The 16,806-nt window shown below is 36.6% G+C and carries 16 protein-coding genes, 1 pseudogene and 2 other annotated features; of the genes and pseudogenes, 11 read left to right on the top strand and 6 right to left on the bottom strand.

Translation table 11 applies throughout. The features are described 5' to 3' along the window. Positions 1-29: 29 nt before the first annotated feature. The 3 genes from rplT (at position 30) to FS802_RS22755 (ending at position 2,503) form a co-directional block, all read left to right on the top strand. Positions 30-386, top strand: a complete 357-nt coding sequence (rplT, locus tag FS802_RS22765; RefSeq protein ID WP_001138364.1) for a 50S ribosomal protein L20 — start codon at positions 30-32, stop codon at positions 384-386. A 470-nt stretch (positions 387-856) separates the two neighbouring features. Then, positions 857-1,348: a dUTP diphosphatase gene (locus tag FS802_RS22760; protein WP_000365057.1), complete on the top strand. Its 492-nt coding sequence runs from the start codon at positions 857-859 to the stop codon at positions 1,346-1,348. Positions 1,349-1,417: 69 nt separating this feature from the next. After that, complete coding sequence (locus FS802_RS22755) at positions 1,418-2,503, top strand: M42 family metallopeptidase (protein ID WP_000163550.1); 1,086 nt, start codon at positions 1,418-1,420, stop codon at positions 2,501-2,503. Between the two features lie 40 nt (positions 2,504-2,543). Here the strand turns inward: FS802_RS22755 and FS802_RS22750 are convergent, their stop codons facing one another. Continuing rightward, complete coding sequence (locus tag FS802_RS22750; protein WP_000023656.1) at positions 2,544-3,161, bottom strand: TetR/AcrR family transcriptional regulator; 618 nt, start codon at positions 3,159-3,161, stop codon at positions 2,544-2,546. 297 nt (positions 3,162-3,458) lie between these two features. On the opposite strand from FS802_RS22750, the gene FS802_RS22745 reads away from it, so the two are divergent. Both FS802_RS22745 and FS802_RS22740 read left to right on the top strand, forming a co-directional pair. Further along, positions 3,459-4,112, top strand: coding sequence for an HlyD family secretion protein (locus tag FS802_RS22745; protein ID WP_001071413.1), 654 nt, complete (start codon positions 3,459-3,461; stop codon positions 4,110-4,112). Positions 4,113-4,124: 12 nt separating this feature from the next. Then, the gene (locus tag FS802_RS22740; RefSeq protein ID WP_000094767.1) at positions 4,125-5,924 is read left to right on the top strand and encodes a DHA2 family efflux MFS transporter permease subunit; all 1,800 of its coding nucleotides are present in this window, start codon (positions 4,125-4,127) and stop codon (positions 5,922-5,924) included. Positions 5,925-5,945: 21 nt separating this feature from the next. On the opposite strand, the gene FS802_RS22735 is transcribed toward FS802_RS22740, so the two are convergent. Together FS802_RS22735 and FS802_RS22730 are read right to left on the bottom strand one after the other, a co-directional pair. After that, positions 5,946-6,302, bottom strand: coding sequence for a hypothetical protein (locus FS802_RS22735; RefSeq protein ID WP_000467051.1), 357 nt, complete (start codon positions 6,300-6,302; stop codon positions 5,946-5,948). A 38-nt stretch (positions 6,303-6,340) separates the two neighbouring features. Then, positions 6,341-6,712 (bottom strand): annotated as a pseudogene (locus tag FS802_RS22730) (DNA-binding protein). Between the two features lie 145 nt (positions 6,713-6,857). Between FS802_RS22730 and FS802_RS22725 the strand changes: the two are divergent. Then, the gene (locus FS802_RS22725; protein WP_098654474.1) at positions 6,858-7,400 is read left to right on the top strand and encodes a sigma-70 family RNA polymerase sigma factor; all 543 of its coding nucleotides are present in this window, start codon (positions 6,858-6,860) and stop codon (positions 7,398-7,400) included. Between the two features lie 21 nt (positions 7,401-7,421). Then, the gene (locus FS802_RS22720; protein ID WP_098654475.1) at positions 7,422-8,450 is read left to right on the top strand and encodes a DUF4179 domain-containing protein; all 1,029 of its coding nucleotides are present in this window, start codon (positions 7,422-7,424) and stop codon (positions 8,448-8,450) included. A gap of 28 nt (positions 8,451-8,478) precedes the next feature. On the opposite strand, the gene FS802_RS22715 is transcribed toward FS802_RS22720, so the two are convergent. From FS802_RS22715 to sspI, 3 genes are all read right to left on the bottom strand, one after another. Next, positions 8,479-9,192, bottom strand: coding sequence for a CPBP family intramembrane glutamic endopeptidase (locus FS802_RS22715; protein WP_098654476.1), 714 nt, complete (start codon positions 9,190-9,192; stop codon positions 8,479-8,481). 139 nt (positions 9,193-9,331) lie between these two features. After that, a complete protein-coding gene (locus FS802_RS22710; RefSeq protein WP_001189002.1) occupies positions 9,332-9,889 on the bottom strand; it encodes an HD domain-containing protein in 558 nt (185 codons plus the stop codon). A 177-nt stretch (positions 9,890-10,066) separates the two neighbouring features. Beyond that, positions 10,067-10,276, bottom strand: coding sequence for a small acid-soluble spore protein SspI (gene sspI / locus FS802_RS22705; protein WP_000009511.1), 210 nt, complete (start codon positions 10,274-10,276; stop codon positions 10,067-10,069). A gap of 82 nt (positions 10,277-10,358) precedes the next feature. Between sspI and FS802_RS22700 the strand changes: the two genes are divergently transcribed. The 4 genes from FS802_RS22700 to asnS all read left to right on the top strand — a co-directional run bounded on the left by FS802_RS22700 (position 10,359) and on the right by asnS (position 16,788). Then, a complete protein-coding gene (locus FS802_RS22700; RefSeq protein ID WP_141545936.1) occupies positions 10,359-11,156 on the top strand; it encodes a TrmH family RNA methyltransferase in 798 nt (265 codons plus the stop codon). A gap of 48 nt (positions 11,157-11,204) precedes the next feature. Further along, positions 11,205-11,433: a binding site (T-box leader), on the top strand. Between the two features lie 43 nt (positions 11,434-11,476). After that, positions 11,477-12,511 (top strand): phenylalanine--tRNA ligase subunit alpha, encoded by a 1,035-nt coding sequence (gene pheS / locus FS802_RS22695; RefSeq protein ID WP_000388220.1) that lies wholly within the window; start codon positions 11,477-11,479, stop codon positions 12,509-12,511. Positions 12,512-12,529: 18 nt separating this feature from the next. Continuing rightward, the gene (pheT, locus tag FS802_RS22690) at positions 12,530-14,950 is read left to right on the top strand and encodes a phenylalanine--tRNA ligase subunit beta (RefSeq protein WP_098654478.1); all 2,421 of its coding nucleotides are present in this window, start codon (positions 12,530-12,532) and stop codon (positions 14,948-14,950) included. Between the two features lie 142 nt (positions 14,951-15,092). After that, positions 15,093-15,344 (top strand) — a binding site (T-box leader). Positions 15,345-15,396: 52 nt separating this feature from the next. Continuing rightward, positions 15,397-16,788, top strand: a complete 1,392-nt coding sequence (gene asnS, locus FS802_RS22685; RefSeq protein WP_000432172.1) for an asparagine--tRNA ligase — start codon at positions 15,397-15,399, stop codon at positions 16,786-16,788. Positions 16,789-16,806: the final 18 nt, after the last annotated feature.

The following is a 16,806-nucleotide window of genomic DNA, read 5'->3' as shown; positions in this document are numbered from 1 at the left end:
GATATATAGAACAATTAGGAGGTAATATTATGCCAAGAGTAAAAGGTGGTACAGTTACTCGTCAACGTCGTAAAAAAGTTATAAAATTAGCAAAAGGTTACTACGGTTCTAAGAGTACATTATTCAAGGTTGCTAACCAACAGGTTATGAAATCTCTAATGTATGCATTCCGTGACCGTCGTCAAAAGAAACGTGACTTCCGTAAATTATGGATTACACGTATCAACGCAGCAGCTCGTATGAATGGTCTTTCTTACAGCCGCTTAATGCACGGTCTTAAAAATGCTGGCATCGAAGTTAACCGTAAGATGCTTGCTGACTTAGCTGTTCATGACGAAAAAGCTTTCGCTGAATTAGCAACAGTTGCAAAAAACAACATTAACTAATTAATTAGTTGAAACCTTAGAAGATTTTTCTTCTAAGGTTTTTTTATTTGCATGCAAAGAGAAGTATGTCGTTATTGATATGACAAAATCAATATAAAAGCTATAGCGATATAGAAGAATATATATATGAAGCCAGGAGAATTCTCCTGGCTTTTTTCAATTATCCCCCTTTGGAAAGAAGAGTATCTTTCCTACCTGAAACGACACTGCTATAATGGAAAGATGATATGGAACTTTCATCAGATAAAATAAATTTTTTATCAGTGGACAATCCCCGGATAATGATTAACTATCACCAATCGGAGTGAACAATCTAATAGTGATGATTGAAACGTATTTGTAAATTAAGGACAAGCTATTTTGTAAAGAGATAAATGGCTGACTTATTAATAAGAAACGAAAAATAATAATGAACTTTGAGATGAAACAACATTGTTGCGTAAAATGCGATGTTGGAGGAGGACAATAGAATGGACTTACTACAACTATTTAAATTACAAAAAGAATTAGATGACCGTATTGTGAAAGAGCATGATTTACAACCGAAAAAGTTGTTAAAAGAAAAAATGTTAGCTCTTCTTGTAGAAATTGGAGAACTTGCAAATGAAACACGTTGTTTTAAATATTGGAGCAACAAACCAGCATCAGAACGTGAAGTAATATTAGAAGAATACGTAGATGGCTTGCATTTTATTTTATCAATCGGAATTGATTTAGGTATTGATAAAAACTTCCTATTCTATAAATGTGCACAAACGAATAAAACACAAGTAGAAATTTTCTTAGACACATATGCGAAAGTAATTCGTTTTACAGATCAACCATCTATTACGAACTATATTGAATTATTTACAAGCTATCTTCGACTTGGACAAGCGCTAGAGTTTGAGCAAGAAGAGATTGAAAAGGCATATTTAGATAAAAATGAAGTAAATCATCAGCGTCAAACACAAGGATACTGATTTAATTTTTGAATATTTCAATTTCCTTTTGTATAATGAAGTGACTGAAGAAAAAGGAGGGTGTTGGCAATGACAAAATTAGACGCGACATTGACAATGCTAAAAGAATTAACAGATGCACGTGGTATTGCGGGTAACGAGCGTGAACCACGCGAAGTAATGAAGAAATATATTGAGCCGTTTGCGGACGAACTTTCTACTGATAATTTAGGAAGCTTAGTTGCGAAAAAAGTAGGGGAAGAAAACGGCCCGAAAATTATGGTTGCAGGTCATTTAGATGAAGTCGGCTTTATGATCACGCAAATTGATGACAAAGGTTTCCTTCGTTTCCAAACAGTTGGTGGCTGGTGGTCACAAGTTATGCTTGCGCAGCGCGTGACAATTGTAACGCGTAAAGGAGATGTAACAGGTGTAATTGGTTCAAAACCACCGCACATCTTACCTCCAGAAGCGCGTAAAAAGCCAGTTGAAATTAAAGACATGTTCATTGATATTGGTGCTTCTAGCCAAGAAGAGGCAATGGAGTGGGGCGTACGACCAGGAGATCAAGTTGTACCTTACTTTGAGTTCCAAGTGATGAAAAATGAAAAAATGTTACTTGCAAAAGCATGGGATAACCGAATTGGTTGTGCAATTGCAATTGACGTATTAAAACAGTTAAAAGATGAAAAGCATCCAAACGTTGTATACGGCGTAGGGACTGTACAAGAAGAAGTTGGCCTTCGTGGCGCGAAAACATCTGCGAATTATATTAAACCAGATATCGCGTTCGCAGTAGATGTTGGCATCGCTGGAGATACGCCAGGTGTAACGGCAAAAGAAGCGCAAAGTAAAATGGGCGATGGACCACAGATTATTTTATATGATGCGTCTGTTATTGGTCATACTGGTTTACGTGACTTTGTAGTTGATGTTGCTGACGAATTAGAAATTCCGTATCAATATGATTCAGTAGCGGGCGGAGGAACGGATGCAGGTGCCATTCATATTGCTGTAAATGGTATTCCGTCTATGGCAATTACGATTGCAACGCGCTACATTCATTCTCATGCGGCAATGTTACACCGTGATGACTATGAAAATGCAGTGAAGTTAATTGTAGAAGTTATTAAACGTCTTGATAAAGAGGCTGTACATAACATTACATTTAATTAATAGGAAAAGCGAAGGAGGTTCTCCTTCGCTTTTTTATGTTTTAAAAAGGTCGTTCTAATCCTGCAGCAGTATGAGCTCCTAAAATAATTAAACGAGTTAATTGCATGGCCATAAAATGCGGGGTATAAATCATCCCTCTTTTTAACCATGACATAATCATCCCGATATGAGCTCCTGTCACATAACTAATTAAAATATCACGAGGAACCATAAGATCTTTATCATCTGGCTGTGAAATAGACAAGCTTAATGTTAAATGTGTTTGTATTGTTTTCATCATTTTATAAGAGTAGTTTCCAGCGGCTTTATCACCAAGCATAACGTTATAGAAGTTCACATTTTCTGCGATATGTTCGAATAAAGCTAAAAAGGTTGGATTTGGTGAATCAAATGTAAGTTGAAACTCTTCTTTATTTCTATTTTTCGGCTTAATAACTTCTGTTAATTTCTCTAACATTTCTTCGATGCTTTTGTCTAATAGGTCATATTTATCATGGTAATGGCTATAAAACGTAGCACGATTTACGGGAGCACGTTCTGCAATATGTTGAACAGTTACATCATCAAATCCTTTTTCGCCTACTAAAGCGACAAAAGCATCCTGTATGAGTTGTCTCGTCCGCTTTACACGTGGATCATTTGTATTTTTAATAGACATTTTTACTTCCCCTCGTTTAATTTTTTATACTTAAACAACATATAGGTATTATATTGTTGTTTAAGCGACATTTCATACGTAAATTGTCGGTTGTAGATTCAAAATAATTATTTATAATTATAAACGATAGTCCTTCAGAAATCAGCACCGCTCGCAGGTAGATAAATTTCGATTTACACCGCAGATGGTGTGATTTTTTTGTTTAAAAGTTAATATAATTAACAATTAAACAGTCTAAACAATAAGGACGTAAATAGTTTAGAAAAAAATTATATGCGATATAAGGAGAGGAATGCAATGAATCAGTTTCGAAGAATGGTGATTATCAACATTATCACATTAATTGTACTAGTTGGCGGCGGTATTGGCGGTTATTACTATTACAATCAAGCGGAAAATTATTTAAAAACAGAAAATGCAAAAATTGATGGAAAAGTAATTCCAATTGCATCACCAGTAGCAGGTAAATTAACTGACTGGAAAGCTGAAGTAGGAAAGAACTACAACGAGAATGACAAATTAGGTGCTGTTACTGTAGCGGCAGCAAATGGAGAACAAACAGTAGACGTAACAATTCCGCAAAATGCAACAGTTGTACAATCAAACGCGACGACAAATGCTTTCGTTGGAGCAGGTAGCCCAATTGCTTACGCATTTGATATGAACAATTTATGGGTAACAGCAAACATTGAAGAAACAGATGTTGACGATGTACAAAAAGGTCAAGATGTAGATGTGTATGTAGATGCATACCCAGATACAACGTTATCAGGAAAAGTAGAGCAAGTTGGATTAACAACAGCGAATACATTCTCTATGTTACCATCAAGCAACGCAACAGCGAACTATACGAAAGTAACACAAGTAGTACCAGTTAAAATTTCTTTAGATCATAGTAAATCAGTAAATATTGTTCCTGGAATGAATGTGTCAGTTCGTATTCATAAGTAAGGGGGAGATGAGATGTCCTCAATTGCAATTGCAGGATATGCACTATTTTGTATAATCGTCTTCTTCCTTGTAAATCGTCTTTTACGAAAGAAAAAAACGAACGTGGGAGAAGAACAAGTCCCAGCCGTAAATAAAATAGAAGTAAGTAAGGTAGAAACAGAAGAGAAAGAAATTGAACGAAAGCAAGAAGCAGAAATTTCTAATGTAGTTGAGTTAGAAACAGGAAAGCAAGAAGAAGTAAAACAAGAAAAAGAAGTGCCAAAAAAACAAATGTCTACGCCTGTAGAAAATGTGAACGTAAAAGCAGTTGTAGCTGTATTAATTCTCGGCATGTTCGTTTCTATTTTAAACCAAACAATTATTAACGTTGCATTGCCTCCGTTAATGAATGAATTTAACGTATCAACTTCAACAGCACAATGGTTAATTACAGGTTTCATGCTTGTAAATGGTATTTTAGTACCGATTAGTGCCTTTTTAGTTTCACGATTTACGTATCGTAAATTATTCGTAGCGGCAATGTTATTCTTCACGGTAGGATCTATCATTTGTGCTATTTCAGGAAACTTTACAATGATGATGACGGGCCGCGTTATTCAGGCGGTGGGTGCAGGTATTTTAATGCCGGTTGGTATGAATATTTTCATGACATTATTCCCGCCTCATAAGCGCGGAGCAGCGATGGGATTACTAGGTGTAGCGATGATTTTAGCACCAGCTATTGGACCAACTGTAACAGGTTGGGTGATTGAAAACTATAGCTGGAACTTAATGTTCTACGGAATGTTTGTAATTGGTTTAATTATTACGTTCCTATCTTTAAAATTCTTTACACTAGCTCAGCCGGTATCTAAAACGAAGTTAGATGTATTCGGTGTTGTTAGTTCAAGTATTGGACTAGGTAGCTTATTGTATGGATTTAGTGAAGCAGGAAATAATAGCTGGACTAGTGCAGAGGTTGTTATTTCACTTATCATTGGTGTAGTAGGTATTGCGGTATTTATTTGGAGAGAGCTAACAACGGACAATAAAATGCTTGATTTACAAGTGTTTAAATACCCAGTATTTACTTTTACTTTAGTAATTAATGCAATTGTTACGATGGCATTATTCGGAGGTATGTTATTGCTTCCAGTATATCTGCAAAACATTCGCGGTTTCACACCGATAGAATCAGGTTTATTACTACTTCCAGGATCATTAATTATGGGGATCATGGGACCTATTGCAGGTAAACTATTTGATAAGTATGGTATTCGTCCGTTAGCAATTGTCGGTTTAGCCATTACAACGTTTGCGACATATGAATTCACAACGTTATCGATGGATACACCGTATAGCGTTATTATGACGGATTATATTATACGTTCAATTGGTATGTCATTCATTATGATGCCAATTATGACAGCAGGTATGAACGCACTGCCGATGAAATTAATTTCTCACGGTACAGCAACGCAAAATACGTCAAGACAAGTAGCTGGTTCAATTGGAACAGCGATATTAATTACACTTATGACGCAGCAAACGACTGCTCACGTAGCAGATTACGGCAACATGTTAACAACGTCAAACCCAATTTTAGTTGATAAAGTACACGGTATGGGCCAAAGTTTAGCAGCGATTGCCGGATCAGCGCAAGCAGGAGATGCGATGAGCACGCAACTATTATTTGGACAAATTTCAAAGCTATCTGCAATTAACGGTATTAACGATGCCTTCTTAATTGCAACAATATTAGCTGGTATTGCTTGGGTGTTATCGTTCTTCTTACCGTCAGGCAATAAACCAAATAGAAAAGCAGGGAATTAATTTCCCTGCTTTTTTGTCTTGTTAAAGAGTGAGATATAAAAAATGATAACCAGTTACGGAGCACAATCCTGTTATAAACAAAACCATTCCCATAGCACGAATACTTGATATTTGTCTGCCACTTATAATAGCTAATAGTCCAGCTAAGGAGAAGAAACACCAATATAAAGTTCCCGAAATTGGAACCATCCCCTCTAAATCTATTCCATAACCTATACAAATGATAGGAACAAAGATAAGCGATATACTAATCAAACCAGCCATAATAGTAAGTGGTTTATGATATTTAATTCCAGTAATAATTAAAAAAATACCAATGATGAATTCACATAACATCAAAGTAAGAGCGAAAATCATCCAAGTTAATATTCCAAACACTTTTGTATTACCTCCGATTTATGCGTTTCTAAAAAATATTATATATAGTATGAATCACCTACAGTCATGAGTAACCAGAAGATAACCCCTAATATACCAGCGATAAAAATAATGAATCCCATATTACGTATACTTTTAATTTTGGCTTGGACTCCACTTACCCCTGCTATTGATCCAGTTAAAGAAAATAGCGTTCAGTATAGAGAAGTTGGAATAGGGAAGATTGTATTGCTATCCACTCCCATGCCCCAAAAAACAAAAGGTAGTGTGACAAAGGAGAAGCTAAGTAGCCCCATTAAACCAACAAATAATTTACGATGTTTCATGCTAATAACAATTAAAAAGATACCACCGAAAAATCCGCATAAAACAAGAAGTGGCATATAAACAACCCAAAGTAAGCTCAACATATATAGTCTCCTTCTATGTAATCAGTTATATTTTACTACATGAGGTTTATTTTGGATATTATTAATAAATATGTATAAATTGATAGAAATGAGAAGTAATGATACGAATTAATAGATATAGAGAACGTTAGAGAGGAGGGTGCATATGAAAATTACAGAAGAGAACGTTGCAATGCAGCTAAGGAAAAGGAATGAAAAAGCATTATACTTTATTATCGACCAGTACGGTGGACTTATAAAAAGTATTATTCAGAAGCATTTAGCTTCGTTTCAAGATGTACAAGAGGAATGTATGGATGATGTGTTATTAGCGATTTGGAATCATATTGAAAAGTATGATGAAGAGAAAAATACTTTAAAAAATTGGATCGCGGCTATTACAAAATACAAATCTATCGATTATGCGAGGAAATATGCGAAAACAGTAAATGAAAAAGGATTAGATCACATAGGTGAAATAGCGATGCATACCGATACGACTAAAAATGAAATTAGTAATGATATGGAACATATATTAGATCATTTAAAGAAGAACGATAAAGAAATCTTTATAAAGCATTACGTGGAAGAAGATAGTGTAGAAAATATTGCAGAGAAAATGGGCGTGAAAACTTCTTTTATATATAATCGTCTATCAAGGGGACGGAAGAAGTTAAGGTCATTATTTTTACATAACCGGATGAAATAAATAAGAAAAGAGGTGAAGAAAATGAAAGATCCATATGAAATGTTAAATGATATAAAAATGGATGAGAATGAATATGAAGAGGTTAACTTAACTCACATAGAGAAACAGAAAATAAAAAAGCGAGTTCGTAAAAAAATAAACAAGAACAAAGCTCATACGAAACGGAATGTAGCGATTGTAACATCGGCTGCGGCATTATTTATTATGATGATGACTGTAGATATGAGAAGGATGATTGCGGATATACCGTTAATCGGAAGTAAAATGGAAGACTACGTAAACAGTAGAGGGGAACCTTTAAAAGAATATAAAACGACAATAGGACAAACAGTTTATGATAACGGTGTAGAAGTACGGTTAGATGAAGTGATGATAGATGAAGGGCAGATTATTGTTAATAGTACGTTTAAGTCTAACAGTGTTAATCTAGGGGGGATTTTTTTACCGCACCCAGATGTTTATATAAATGGAAAAGAGTTAAATGGTAGTGGTGGTGGAGGTAAACAAAAAGTAAATGATTATACATACACATTTTTTACTACTACAAATTTGAAAGATTCACAAATGAATCCAATGGAATTGGATGGGGAACTAGATATACAAATTGTATATAGAAGACTTATGCCGTTAAAAGGTAAAACATCAATAAAAGGAGAATGGGGCTTTTCTTTTAAAGCATCTGGAGACAAATTAAAAGCAGAAACGAAAACAATCCCAATCCATAAACATTTTAAATTAGAAAATGGTCAAAAAATAGAAGTGGAAGATTTAAAAGTTTCTCCTATATCCGCGAAGTTGAACTATAAGATGTTGAACGGAACAAAGTTAGATGTAACATTTATGGGAAAAGATCAAGATGGGAAAGAGCTAAAACCGGTTTCAGGACATACACTATCGAAAAATAGTTATTGGCGGTTTGAAAAACTAGAGGATAATGTAACGAAAATTATACTGACACCTGTCCTAACTTCTGCTGAAGAAGGAGAAAAGAAAACGGATTATCGAAAAGTGCTAACGGAAGAAGAGTTTGAAGTTGTTATAAAAGAGTAAAAAAGAGGTATCGTGATGATACCTCTCTTTATCCTAAAAAGGCTAACATATTATTCATAATATGAAGTAATATAGCTGGAATAATGGATTTTGTTTTTTTACATAAAATGGCCATTAATAATCCCATGAAGAAAGTAATTACCATGACTCCAAGTGAGTATGTATGAGCGATACCGAAGAAGAAACTTGTTATGATGGCTGCAATCCAAAATGGAAATCGCTCTGAGAAGAAGCGAAGTATAAAGCCACGGAAAATAAGTTCTTCAAAAATTGGTGTGAGTATTGCGAAGCCGAGAAGTAATAATATTTGATACTGCTTAAAAACGTCTAAGTTTAGTGCGGAAGATTGCTGCTTTGTTGCGTCTTGGAACACATAATTTAACAAGATGTAATTGAGTATAATGTTTATAGTGAAGAAAAGAAGTAAGTATACGTATGTACGCCATTCTTTAAGTGCTTTAAAGTTAAAAGATTTTAGTAGTAATTTTTTTGCGGGTTTGAATTTAAAAATGAAGAATAACAACACGGCTAGTTGTAATACGATACTTGCAGTATTTACGATAGATTCATACAGGGCAATTTGTTTTTTATCTGTAAGACCGGCTGTATAAATTGTTAAGGGCATTGCGAGGAACACAGTAATAAGTCCGGTTCCGAAAAAAGCGAATAAAACTGAGCTAATAAATTGTCCCCATGACATAGAGTATTTCTGTTCATTAGAAAGTTGTGTAGCGGGTTGCATTTATAAAATCACCTCTTTATATTTGTATATTTAATTATAAAGTATTTTGTTTTTATATGTAATATTTAAATATTACATATAAAGGTGTATTTTCTATAAAATAATAAAAGAGGTATCACCCTATAGTGATGCCTCTTTCTCATTGATAACTATGTTCTGCCTTGTTATTCGATTTTGATTGCTCTATTTGTAATTCACGTTCTACCAATCGGTCTAACTGCTGAATAGCTTTAAGTGCTTTTTCATAAGAAATCGTTCTATAATGGTGTGCTCCGCCCGGTTCTTCATCTGCTTCGTCTGCCCATTTAATAATGTTTTGAAGAGATGTCCTTTCAATTTCTTGCTGTACTAAGAAAGAATCTGTATGAAGAAGAATCGCGATAGAAATTTCTTTTGCTAGTTTCGGATGTTCTCCTAATCTAATAAGCAATTTATGAGCTCTTTCTGCTCCTTTAATTGCATGTATATCATTCTTTTTATACAAGTCATAGTCCCATTCTCCCTCGCTGTACCATGTGTGATGTCCGATATCATGAAGGAAACCAGCTTTTGTTGCAGCATCGACTGAGGCATGATGCTTTTTCGCTAAGTGAAACGCATGGTAAGCGACAGCAATCGCGTGGACCATTCCAGAACGGTTTACATATTTTTGTGTAATGTGATGTTTAAAAACTTGTTCAAGCGTAATACGTTGCATAAAACATTCACTCCTTTTTATCTAATGGTGTCTATAAGAAAATCGATCGGTTTAAATGTATTTTGAACATTGTACTCCATCGGGATAGCGTTAGTAAAGTAGAAATGTTTAGGAGAAGAAAAATTTTATAGACATAAAAGGTCACCTTAGTTTTTTTCTAAGGTGACCTTTTATTGTTTATTTTTTTAATCCTTGCTCCAGTGTTCCTAACATTTCGTGTTTTTCATTTTCATCAGCATTTTTCCAAATGACTTCGAATAAAACGCCAAGACCTGGAAGCATTTTTTCTTCACCGCTTTGAATTGCATCGACAATCGTTTCTTGTAATTGATCTTGTGAATTTCCAGATACATTCGCTAATACAGCACCGCGTAAATTAAAACTCATTATCTTCACCTCTTCTTCAGAATTGAAACTGACGTTAGTTTTTGTTCTTTTTTATGTAAATATGTATGAAAAATAGGCTATAATGATAAGACAAGAAGAGAGGGAAATACATATTATGAAAAACATTGATTCAGTGCAAAATCCGCGTGTGAAGCAGTGGAAAAAGCTGCAGACGAAAAAAGAGCGCGATAAAAAAGGTTTATTTTTTGTAGAAGGATTCCACTTAGTGGAAGAAGCTTTAAAAGCAGGAGTTGTAACAGAACTTATCGTTTCTGATCAGACAGATCTTCCGAAAGATTGGACAGTTAATGATGTGGAAATGTATATCGTACCTGAAGCAATCGTAAAAGTACTCCGTGAAACAGAAACGACGCAAGGGGTATTTGCTGTTTGTGAGAAACACGAGAGTGAAGTAGCTCTTGCAGATGGAAAGTTTCTTTTATTAGATGGTCTTCAAGACCCGGGCAACTTAGGGACAATTATTCGTACAGCTGATGCAGCTGGTATTCATGCTGTTGTGCTTGGAGAAGGATGCGTTGATGCATATAATAGTAAAGTGCTTCGCTCTACACAAGGTTCTATTTTCCATTTACCAGTTGTAAAAGGGAACTTAGAAGAGTGGGTAGACAAGTTAAAAGAAAATAACGTTCCTGTATATGGAACAGCTCTTGAAAATGGAGTTCCATATGGTGAAGTAACACCAGCTGGTAGTTTTGCATTAATTGTAGGAAATGAAGGAAGTGGCGTAAGCGAAGAAATTCTTGAAAAAAGTGATCAAAACTTGTATATTCCGATTTACGGCGGGGCAGAATCATTAAATGTTGCGGTTGCAGCAGGGATTTTAACGTATTATTTGCAAAGCCCAGTTGCGAACAAATAAAAAACTTCTTATAATAAGTTGAAGTATATTATATTAAAAGTTAAATAACGAAAAACGTTGATAGAGAAGAGTAACTTACAAAATCGCCATAAAGGGAGAGAATGCCTTAGACTGAAAGTATTCTTATGGTAGACGGAAGTGAATTCACCTCTGGAGTTGACGCCAGGACCATATATATGTAAAGGCGTTCCGGTCAGAATTGATCGTTATAACTAATGAGTGGGCAGACCTGGTCTGTCAATTTAGGGTGGTACCGCGAATTTACCTCGTCCCTTTTTGGGAGCGAGGTTTTTTTATTTTTAAAATTAGGAGGGTTCCAAATGGAAGCACGTTTAAAAGAGCTAAAGCAAAAAGCGTTAGAGCTTATTGAAGAAGCGAAAGAGCTAAAGGGCTTAAACGACGTACGCGTAGCGTATTTAGGGAAAAAAGGTCCAATTACAGAAGTATTACGCGGCATGGGAAAATTATCAGCAGAAGAGCGTCCACGTATGGGAGCATTAGTAAATGAAGTACGTGAAGCGATCCAAACGCGTTTAGAAGACAAAATTGGTAACTTAGAAAAAGCAGTAATTGAAGCGAAATTGGCTACGGAAACAATTGATGTTACACTACCAGGCCGTCCTGTTGAAACAGGTTGTCACCATCCGTTAACAGCTGTTGTTGAACAAATTGAAGATGTATTCATCGGTATGGGTTATGAAGTAGCTGAAGGAACAGAAGTAGAAAAAGACTACTACAACTTCGAAGCATTAAACTTACCGAAAGATCACCCAGCGCGTGATATGCAAGATACATTCTACATTACAGAAGAAACGTTACTACGTACACATACATCTTCTGTGCAAGCACGTACGATGGAAAATAATAAAGAAAAAGGCCCAATTAAAATTATTTGTCCTGGTAAAGTGTATCGCCGTGATGACGATGATGCGACGCATTCACACCAGTTCATGCAAATTGAAGGTCTTGTAATTGATAAAAACATTCGCATGAGTGACTTAAAAGGTACACTGCAAGTATTCGTGAAAAAGATGTTCGGTGAAGATCGTGAAATCCGTCTTCGTCCAAGTTTCTTCCCATTCACAGAGCCATCTGTAGAGATGGATATTTCTTGTATGATGTGTCACGGCAAAGGTTGCGGCACTTGTAAAGGAACTGGCTGGATCGAAATTTTAGGCGCAGGTATGGTTCATCCGAACGTACTTGAAATGGCTGGTTATGATTCAAAAGAATATCAAGGTTTCGCATTCGGTATGGGCGCAGAGCGTATCGCAATGTTGAAATACGGCGTAGATGACATTCGTCATTTCTATACAAATGATGTACGTTTCTTACAACAATTCAAACGAGCGTAAGGGAAGGAGAGGATAAGTATGTTCGTATCATATCGTTGGTTACAAGAGTATGTAGATATTAAAGATGTAACAGCACAAGAACTAGCAGACAAAATCACGAAAAGTGGTATTGAAGTAGAAGGTGTTGAAGTATTAAATAAAGGTGTAAAAGGTGTTGTAGTTGGTCACGTATTAGAATGTGAAAAACACCCAGAAGCTGATAAATTAAGCAAATGCTTAATCGATATCGGTGAAGAAGAGCCAGTTCAAATTATTTGTGGAGCGGCGAACATTGCAAAAGGTTTAAAAGTACCAGTTGCAAAAGTTGGTGCTGTACTTCCTGGCAACTTCAAAATTAAAAAAGCAAAACTACGTGGTGAAGCTTCTCACGGTATGGTTTGTGCGCTTCAAGAGCTTGGCATTGATGGAAAGTTAGTTTCAAAAGAATATGCAGACGGTATCTTCATCTTCCCGAGTGACGCTGAAGTTGGTGCAGACGCACTTGAAATTTTAAACTTACATGATGAAGTACTTGAGCTTGGTTTAACACCAAACCGTGCAGATTGCTTAAACATGCTAGGTGTTGCATATGAAGTCGCTGCTATTTACGGCCGTGAAGTAAAACTTCCAGCTATCAGCTTACAAGAAACAGCAGAAAAAACTTCTGATTACATTTCTGTAAGTGTAGAAGCGAAAGAAGAAAACCCATTATATATTGCAAAAATGGTAAAGAACGTAAAGATTGGTCCATCACCAATGTGGATGCAAACGCGCCTTATGGCAGCTGGCATTCGTCCAATTAGCAATGTAGTTGATATTACAAACTACATTTTAATGGAATACGGTCAACCGTTACATGCATTCGATTACGATAAATTAGGTTCAAAAGAAATCGTTGTTCGTCTTGCAAAAGAAGGCGAAAAAATTGAAACGTTAGATGATCAAGAGCGTACGTTACAAAGCCACCACCTTGTAATTACAAACGGAACAAAAGCTTTAGCTGTTGCTGGTGTAATGGGCGGAGCGGATTCTGAAGTTACAAATGAGACAGTAAACGTTTTGATTGAATCTGCATACTTTGCAGGTCAAACAGTACGCCGTACATCAAAAGACTTAGGTCTTCGCAGTGAATCAAGTGCACGTTTTGAAAAAGGAATTGACCCAACACGTACATTTGAAGCAATTCAACACGCAGCTGCTTTAATGGCGAAATACGCTGGTGGAGAAGCACTTGAAGGTGTAGTAGAAGCTGACAACTTACAAGTACAAGAGCGTACAGTATCTGTTACTGCTGAAAAAGTAAACCGTGTATTAGGTACAAATATTTCTGCAAGTGAAATGGGTACAATGTTCACAAACTTAAAATTCCCATTCACAGAAGTAGAAGGAACATTCCATGTGAATGTACCAGCACGTCGTCCTGATATTACAATTTCAGAAGACTTAGTAGAAGAAGTGGGTCGTCTATACGGTTATGACCACATTCCAGTTACATTACCTTCTGGAACAATGACTCGTGGTAAATTAACATCAGCACAAACGAAACGTCGTAAAGTACGTCGCTTCTTAGAAGGTGCTGGTTTATATGAAGCAATCACGTATTCATTAACGAGCGCTGATAAAGCGAAGCAATATATGGTTGAGCCAAATGAAAAAGCTCCTGTAAACCTTGCACTTCCAATGAGTGAAGAGCGTAGCCAACTTCGTTTAAGCTTAGTACCGCAATTACTAGAAGCTGTTTCATATAATGTGGCACGTAAAAACGATAGTGTTGCTTTATACGAAGTAGGTTCTGTCTTCTTACCGACAGAAGCAGGAGAACTTCCGAAAGAAGAACAACATCTTGCAGGTGTTATGACAGGTCTTGCACTTCACCATGCATGGCAAGGTGAGAAGAAAGTAGTAGACTTCTTCGTTGTGAAGGGTGTACTAGAAGGATTATTCGACGTACTTGGCGTTGCAAACCAAATCACATATGCACCAGCAAAACGTGAAGGTATGCACCCAGGTCGTACAGCTGACATCGTATTAGATGGCGAAGTAATTGGTTTCATCGGTCAATTGCACCCAGAAGCAGAAAAACAATTAGATGTGAAAAATACATTCGTATTCGAACTATCTCTTGTAAAAGTGTTCGGTGCAGACGCAGAAGAAACTTACTACGCAGCAATTCCACGTTTCCCATCTATGACACGTGATATGGCTGTTGTCGTAACAAAAGAAACAAAAGCTGGCGAAATGAAGCAAGTCATTGCTGAAGCTGGCGGAGAACTTCTGAAAGACGTAGCGCTATTCGACTTATACGAAGGTGAAAAAATGGAAGAAGGCAAGAAATCACTTGCATTCTCTATGACCTACTTCGATGCAGAACGTACGTTAACAGACGAAGAAGTAACAGAAGCACATAACCGTGTATTAACAACGGTAGAAGAGAAATTTGGTGCGGAGTTACGTAAGTAATAAAAGATTGCCGGATTCAGTCCGGCAATTTTTTTATGGCACGATTGTCGGTAAGTCGATATATTACAAAAATTGCTGATATATTTTTTGGTATCTTGCATCTTTCTCTCGAATGTAGTACATTAATTTTAGTTTAACAAAATGAAAGACGATGATAAGGAAAAGTAGTATATACTATAATCCAAAGCGAGTCAGGGACGGTGAGAGCCTGATGAGGCGGTATATGTGAAGAACACCTTGGAGTTGCTAACCGAAATTGAAACTTGTATTCAAGAGTAGGCTTAGACGGGAATCCGGCCTGTTACAAACCGGGAAGTATGTATTACATACGAGCTAAAGTTGGTCTTTATGACAAATTGGGTGGTACCGCGAAGTTTAACCTTTCGTCCCTTTATGGATGAAAGGTTTTTTTGTATTTAAATATATGTGCAAAGGAGAATTTCACTATGGAAAACACATTAGTAAAAAGTCTGTATAGAGATACAGATAAATACGCAGGTCAAACAGTACAAGTATCAGGGTGGATTCGTAACTTACGTGATTCAAAAGCATTTGGTTTCATCGAATTAAACGACGGTAGCTTTTTCAAAAGCGTTCAAATCGTTTTCGATACAGAGTTAGAAAACTTCAAAGAAATTGCAAAACTTCCACTTAGCTCTTCAGTTAAAGTAGAAGGTACAGTAATTGCAACGCCTGGAGCGAAGCAACCATTTGAAATTAAAGCAGAAAAAATTGATATCGAGGGCTTATCAGATTCTGATTACCCACTTCAAAAGAAACGTCACACGTTTGAATACTTACGTACAATCGCTCACTTACGTCCAAGAACAAATGCATTCTCTGCAACGTTCCGTGTACGTTCTGTCGCAGCATTTGCGATTCACCAGTTCTTCCAAGAGCGTGGATTCGTACATGTTCACACACCAATCATCACTGGTAGTGATACAGAAGGTGCAGGCGAAATGTTCCGCGTAACAACGCAAGATTTAAACAACGTACCAAAAGGTGAAGACGGACAAGTTGATGAATCAAAAGACTTCTTCGGCAAAGAAACAAACTTAACAGTAAGTGGACAGCTGAACGCTGAAGCTTATGCATTAGCATTCCGTGACGTATACACATTCGGACCTACATTCCGTGCAGAAAACTCAAACACAACTCGCCACGCAGCTGAGTTCTGGATGGTTGAGCCGGAGATTGCATTCGCTGAATTAGGCGACGTAATGGATCTTACAGAAGATATGCTGAAATATGCAATGAAATACGTACTAGAGCATGCACCAGAAGAAATGGAATTCTTCAACAGCTTCGTTGATAAAACAGTTCTTGAGCGCATGAACAACGTAATCAACTCTGACTTCGGTCGTATCACATATACAGAAGCAATTAAAGTGCTTCAAGAGTCAGGTGCTGACTTCAAATATCCAGTAGAATGGGGTATTGACTTACAAACAGAGCACGAAAGATACTTATCAGAAGAAATTTTCAAACGCCCTGTATTCGTAACTGACTATCCAAAAGACATTAAAGCGTTCTACATGCGTATGAATGAAGATGGAAAAACAGTAGCTGCTACTGACCTTCTAGTTCCTGGCATCGGCGAATTAATCGGCGGAAGCCAACGTGAAGAAAGAATGGACGTTTTAGTAGACAGAATTAAAGAATTAGGTATGAACGAAGAGGACTACTGGTGGTACTTAGAACTTAGAAAATACGGCGGTACAAAACACGCTGGATTCGGTCTAGGTTTTGAGCGCTTCTTAATGTACATCACTGGCATGGCTAACATCCGTGACGTAATTCCATTCCCAAGAACTCCAGGTTCTTCTGAGTTTTAAGATATGAAAAAGCGAGAG

The organism is Bacillus sp. DE0042 (assembly GCF_007680225.1).
Classification (GTDB): Bacteria; Bacillota; Bacilli; order Bacillales; family Bacillaceae_G; genus Bacillus_A; species Bacillus_A wiedmannii.
This window is presented reverse-complemented; position numbering and strand designations above follow the sequence as displayed.

Coding starts and splice junctions, on each gene's coding strand:
- rplT (WP_001138364.1), top strand. CDS start 30: ATGCCAAGAGTAAAAGGTGGTACAGTTACTCGTCAACGTCGTAAAAAA.
- FS802_RS22760 (WP_000365057.1), top strand. CDS start 857: ATGGACTTACTACAACTATTTAAATTACAAAAAGAATTAGATGACCGT.
- FS802_RS22755 (WP_000163550.1), top strand. CDS start 1,418: ATGACAAAATTAGACGCGACATTGACAATGCTAAAAGAATTAACAGAT.
- FS802_RS22750 (WP_000023656.1), bottom strand. CDS start 3,161: ATGTCTATTAAAAATACAAATGATCCACGTGTAAAGCGGACGAGACAA.
- FS802_RS22745 (WP_001071413.1), top strand. CDS start 3,459: ATGAATCAGTTTCGAAGAATGGTGATTATCAACATTATCACATTAATT.
- FS802_RS22740 (WP_000094767.1), top strand. CDS start 4,125: ATGTCCTCAATTGCAATTGCAGGATATGCACTATTTTGTATAATCGTC.
- FS802_RS22725 (WP_098654474.1), top strand. CDS start 6,858: ATGAAAATTACAGAAGAGAACGTTGCAATGCAGCTAAGGAAAAGGAAT.
- FS802_RS22720 (WP_098654475.1), top strand. CDS start 7,422: ATGAAAGATCCATATGAAATGTTAAATGATATAAAAATGGATGAGAAT.
- FS802_RS22715 (WP_098654476.1), bottom strand. CDS start 9,192: ATGCAACCCGCTACACAACTTTCTAATGAACAGAAATACTCTATGTCA.
- FS802_RS22710 (WP_001189002.1), bottom strand. CDS start 9,889: ATGCAACGTATTACGCTTGAACAAGTTTTTAAACATCACATTACACAA.
- sspI (WP_000009511.1), bottom strand. CDS start 10,276: ATGAGTTTTAATTTACGCGGTGCTGTATTAGCGAATGTATCTGGAAAT.
- FS802_RS22700 (WP_141545936.1), top strand. CDS start 10,359: ATGATAAGACAAGAAGAGAGGGAAATACATATTATGAAAAACATTGAT.
- pheS (WP_000388220.1), top strand. CDS start 11,477: ATGGAAGCACGTTTAAAAGAGCTAAAGCAAAAAGCGTTAGAGCTTATT.
- pheT (WP_098654478.1), top strand. CDS start 12,530: ATGTTCGTATCATATCGTTGGTTACAAGAGTATGTAGATATTAAAGAT.
- asnS (WP_000432172.1), top strand. CDS start 15,397: ATGGAAAACACATTAGTAAAAAGTCTGTATAGAGATACAGATAAATAC.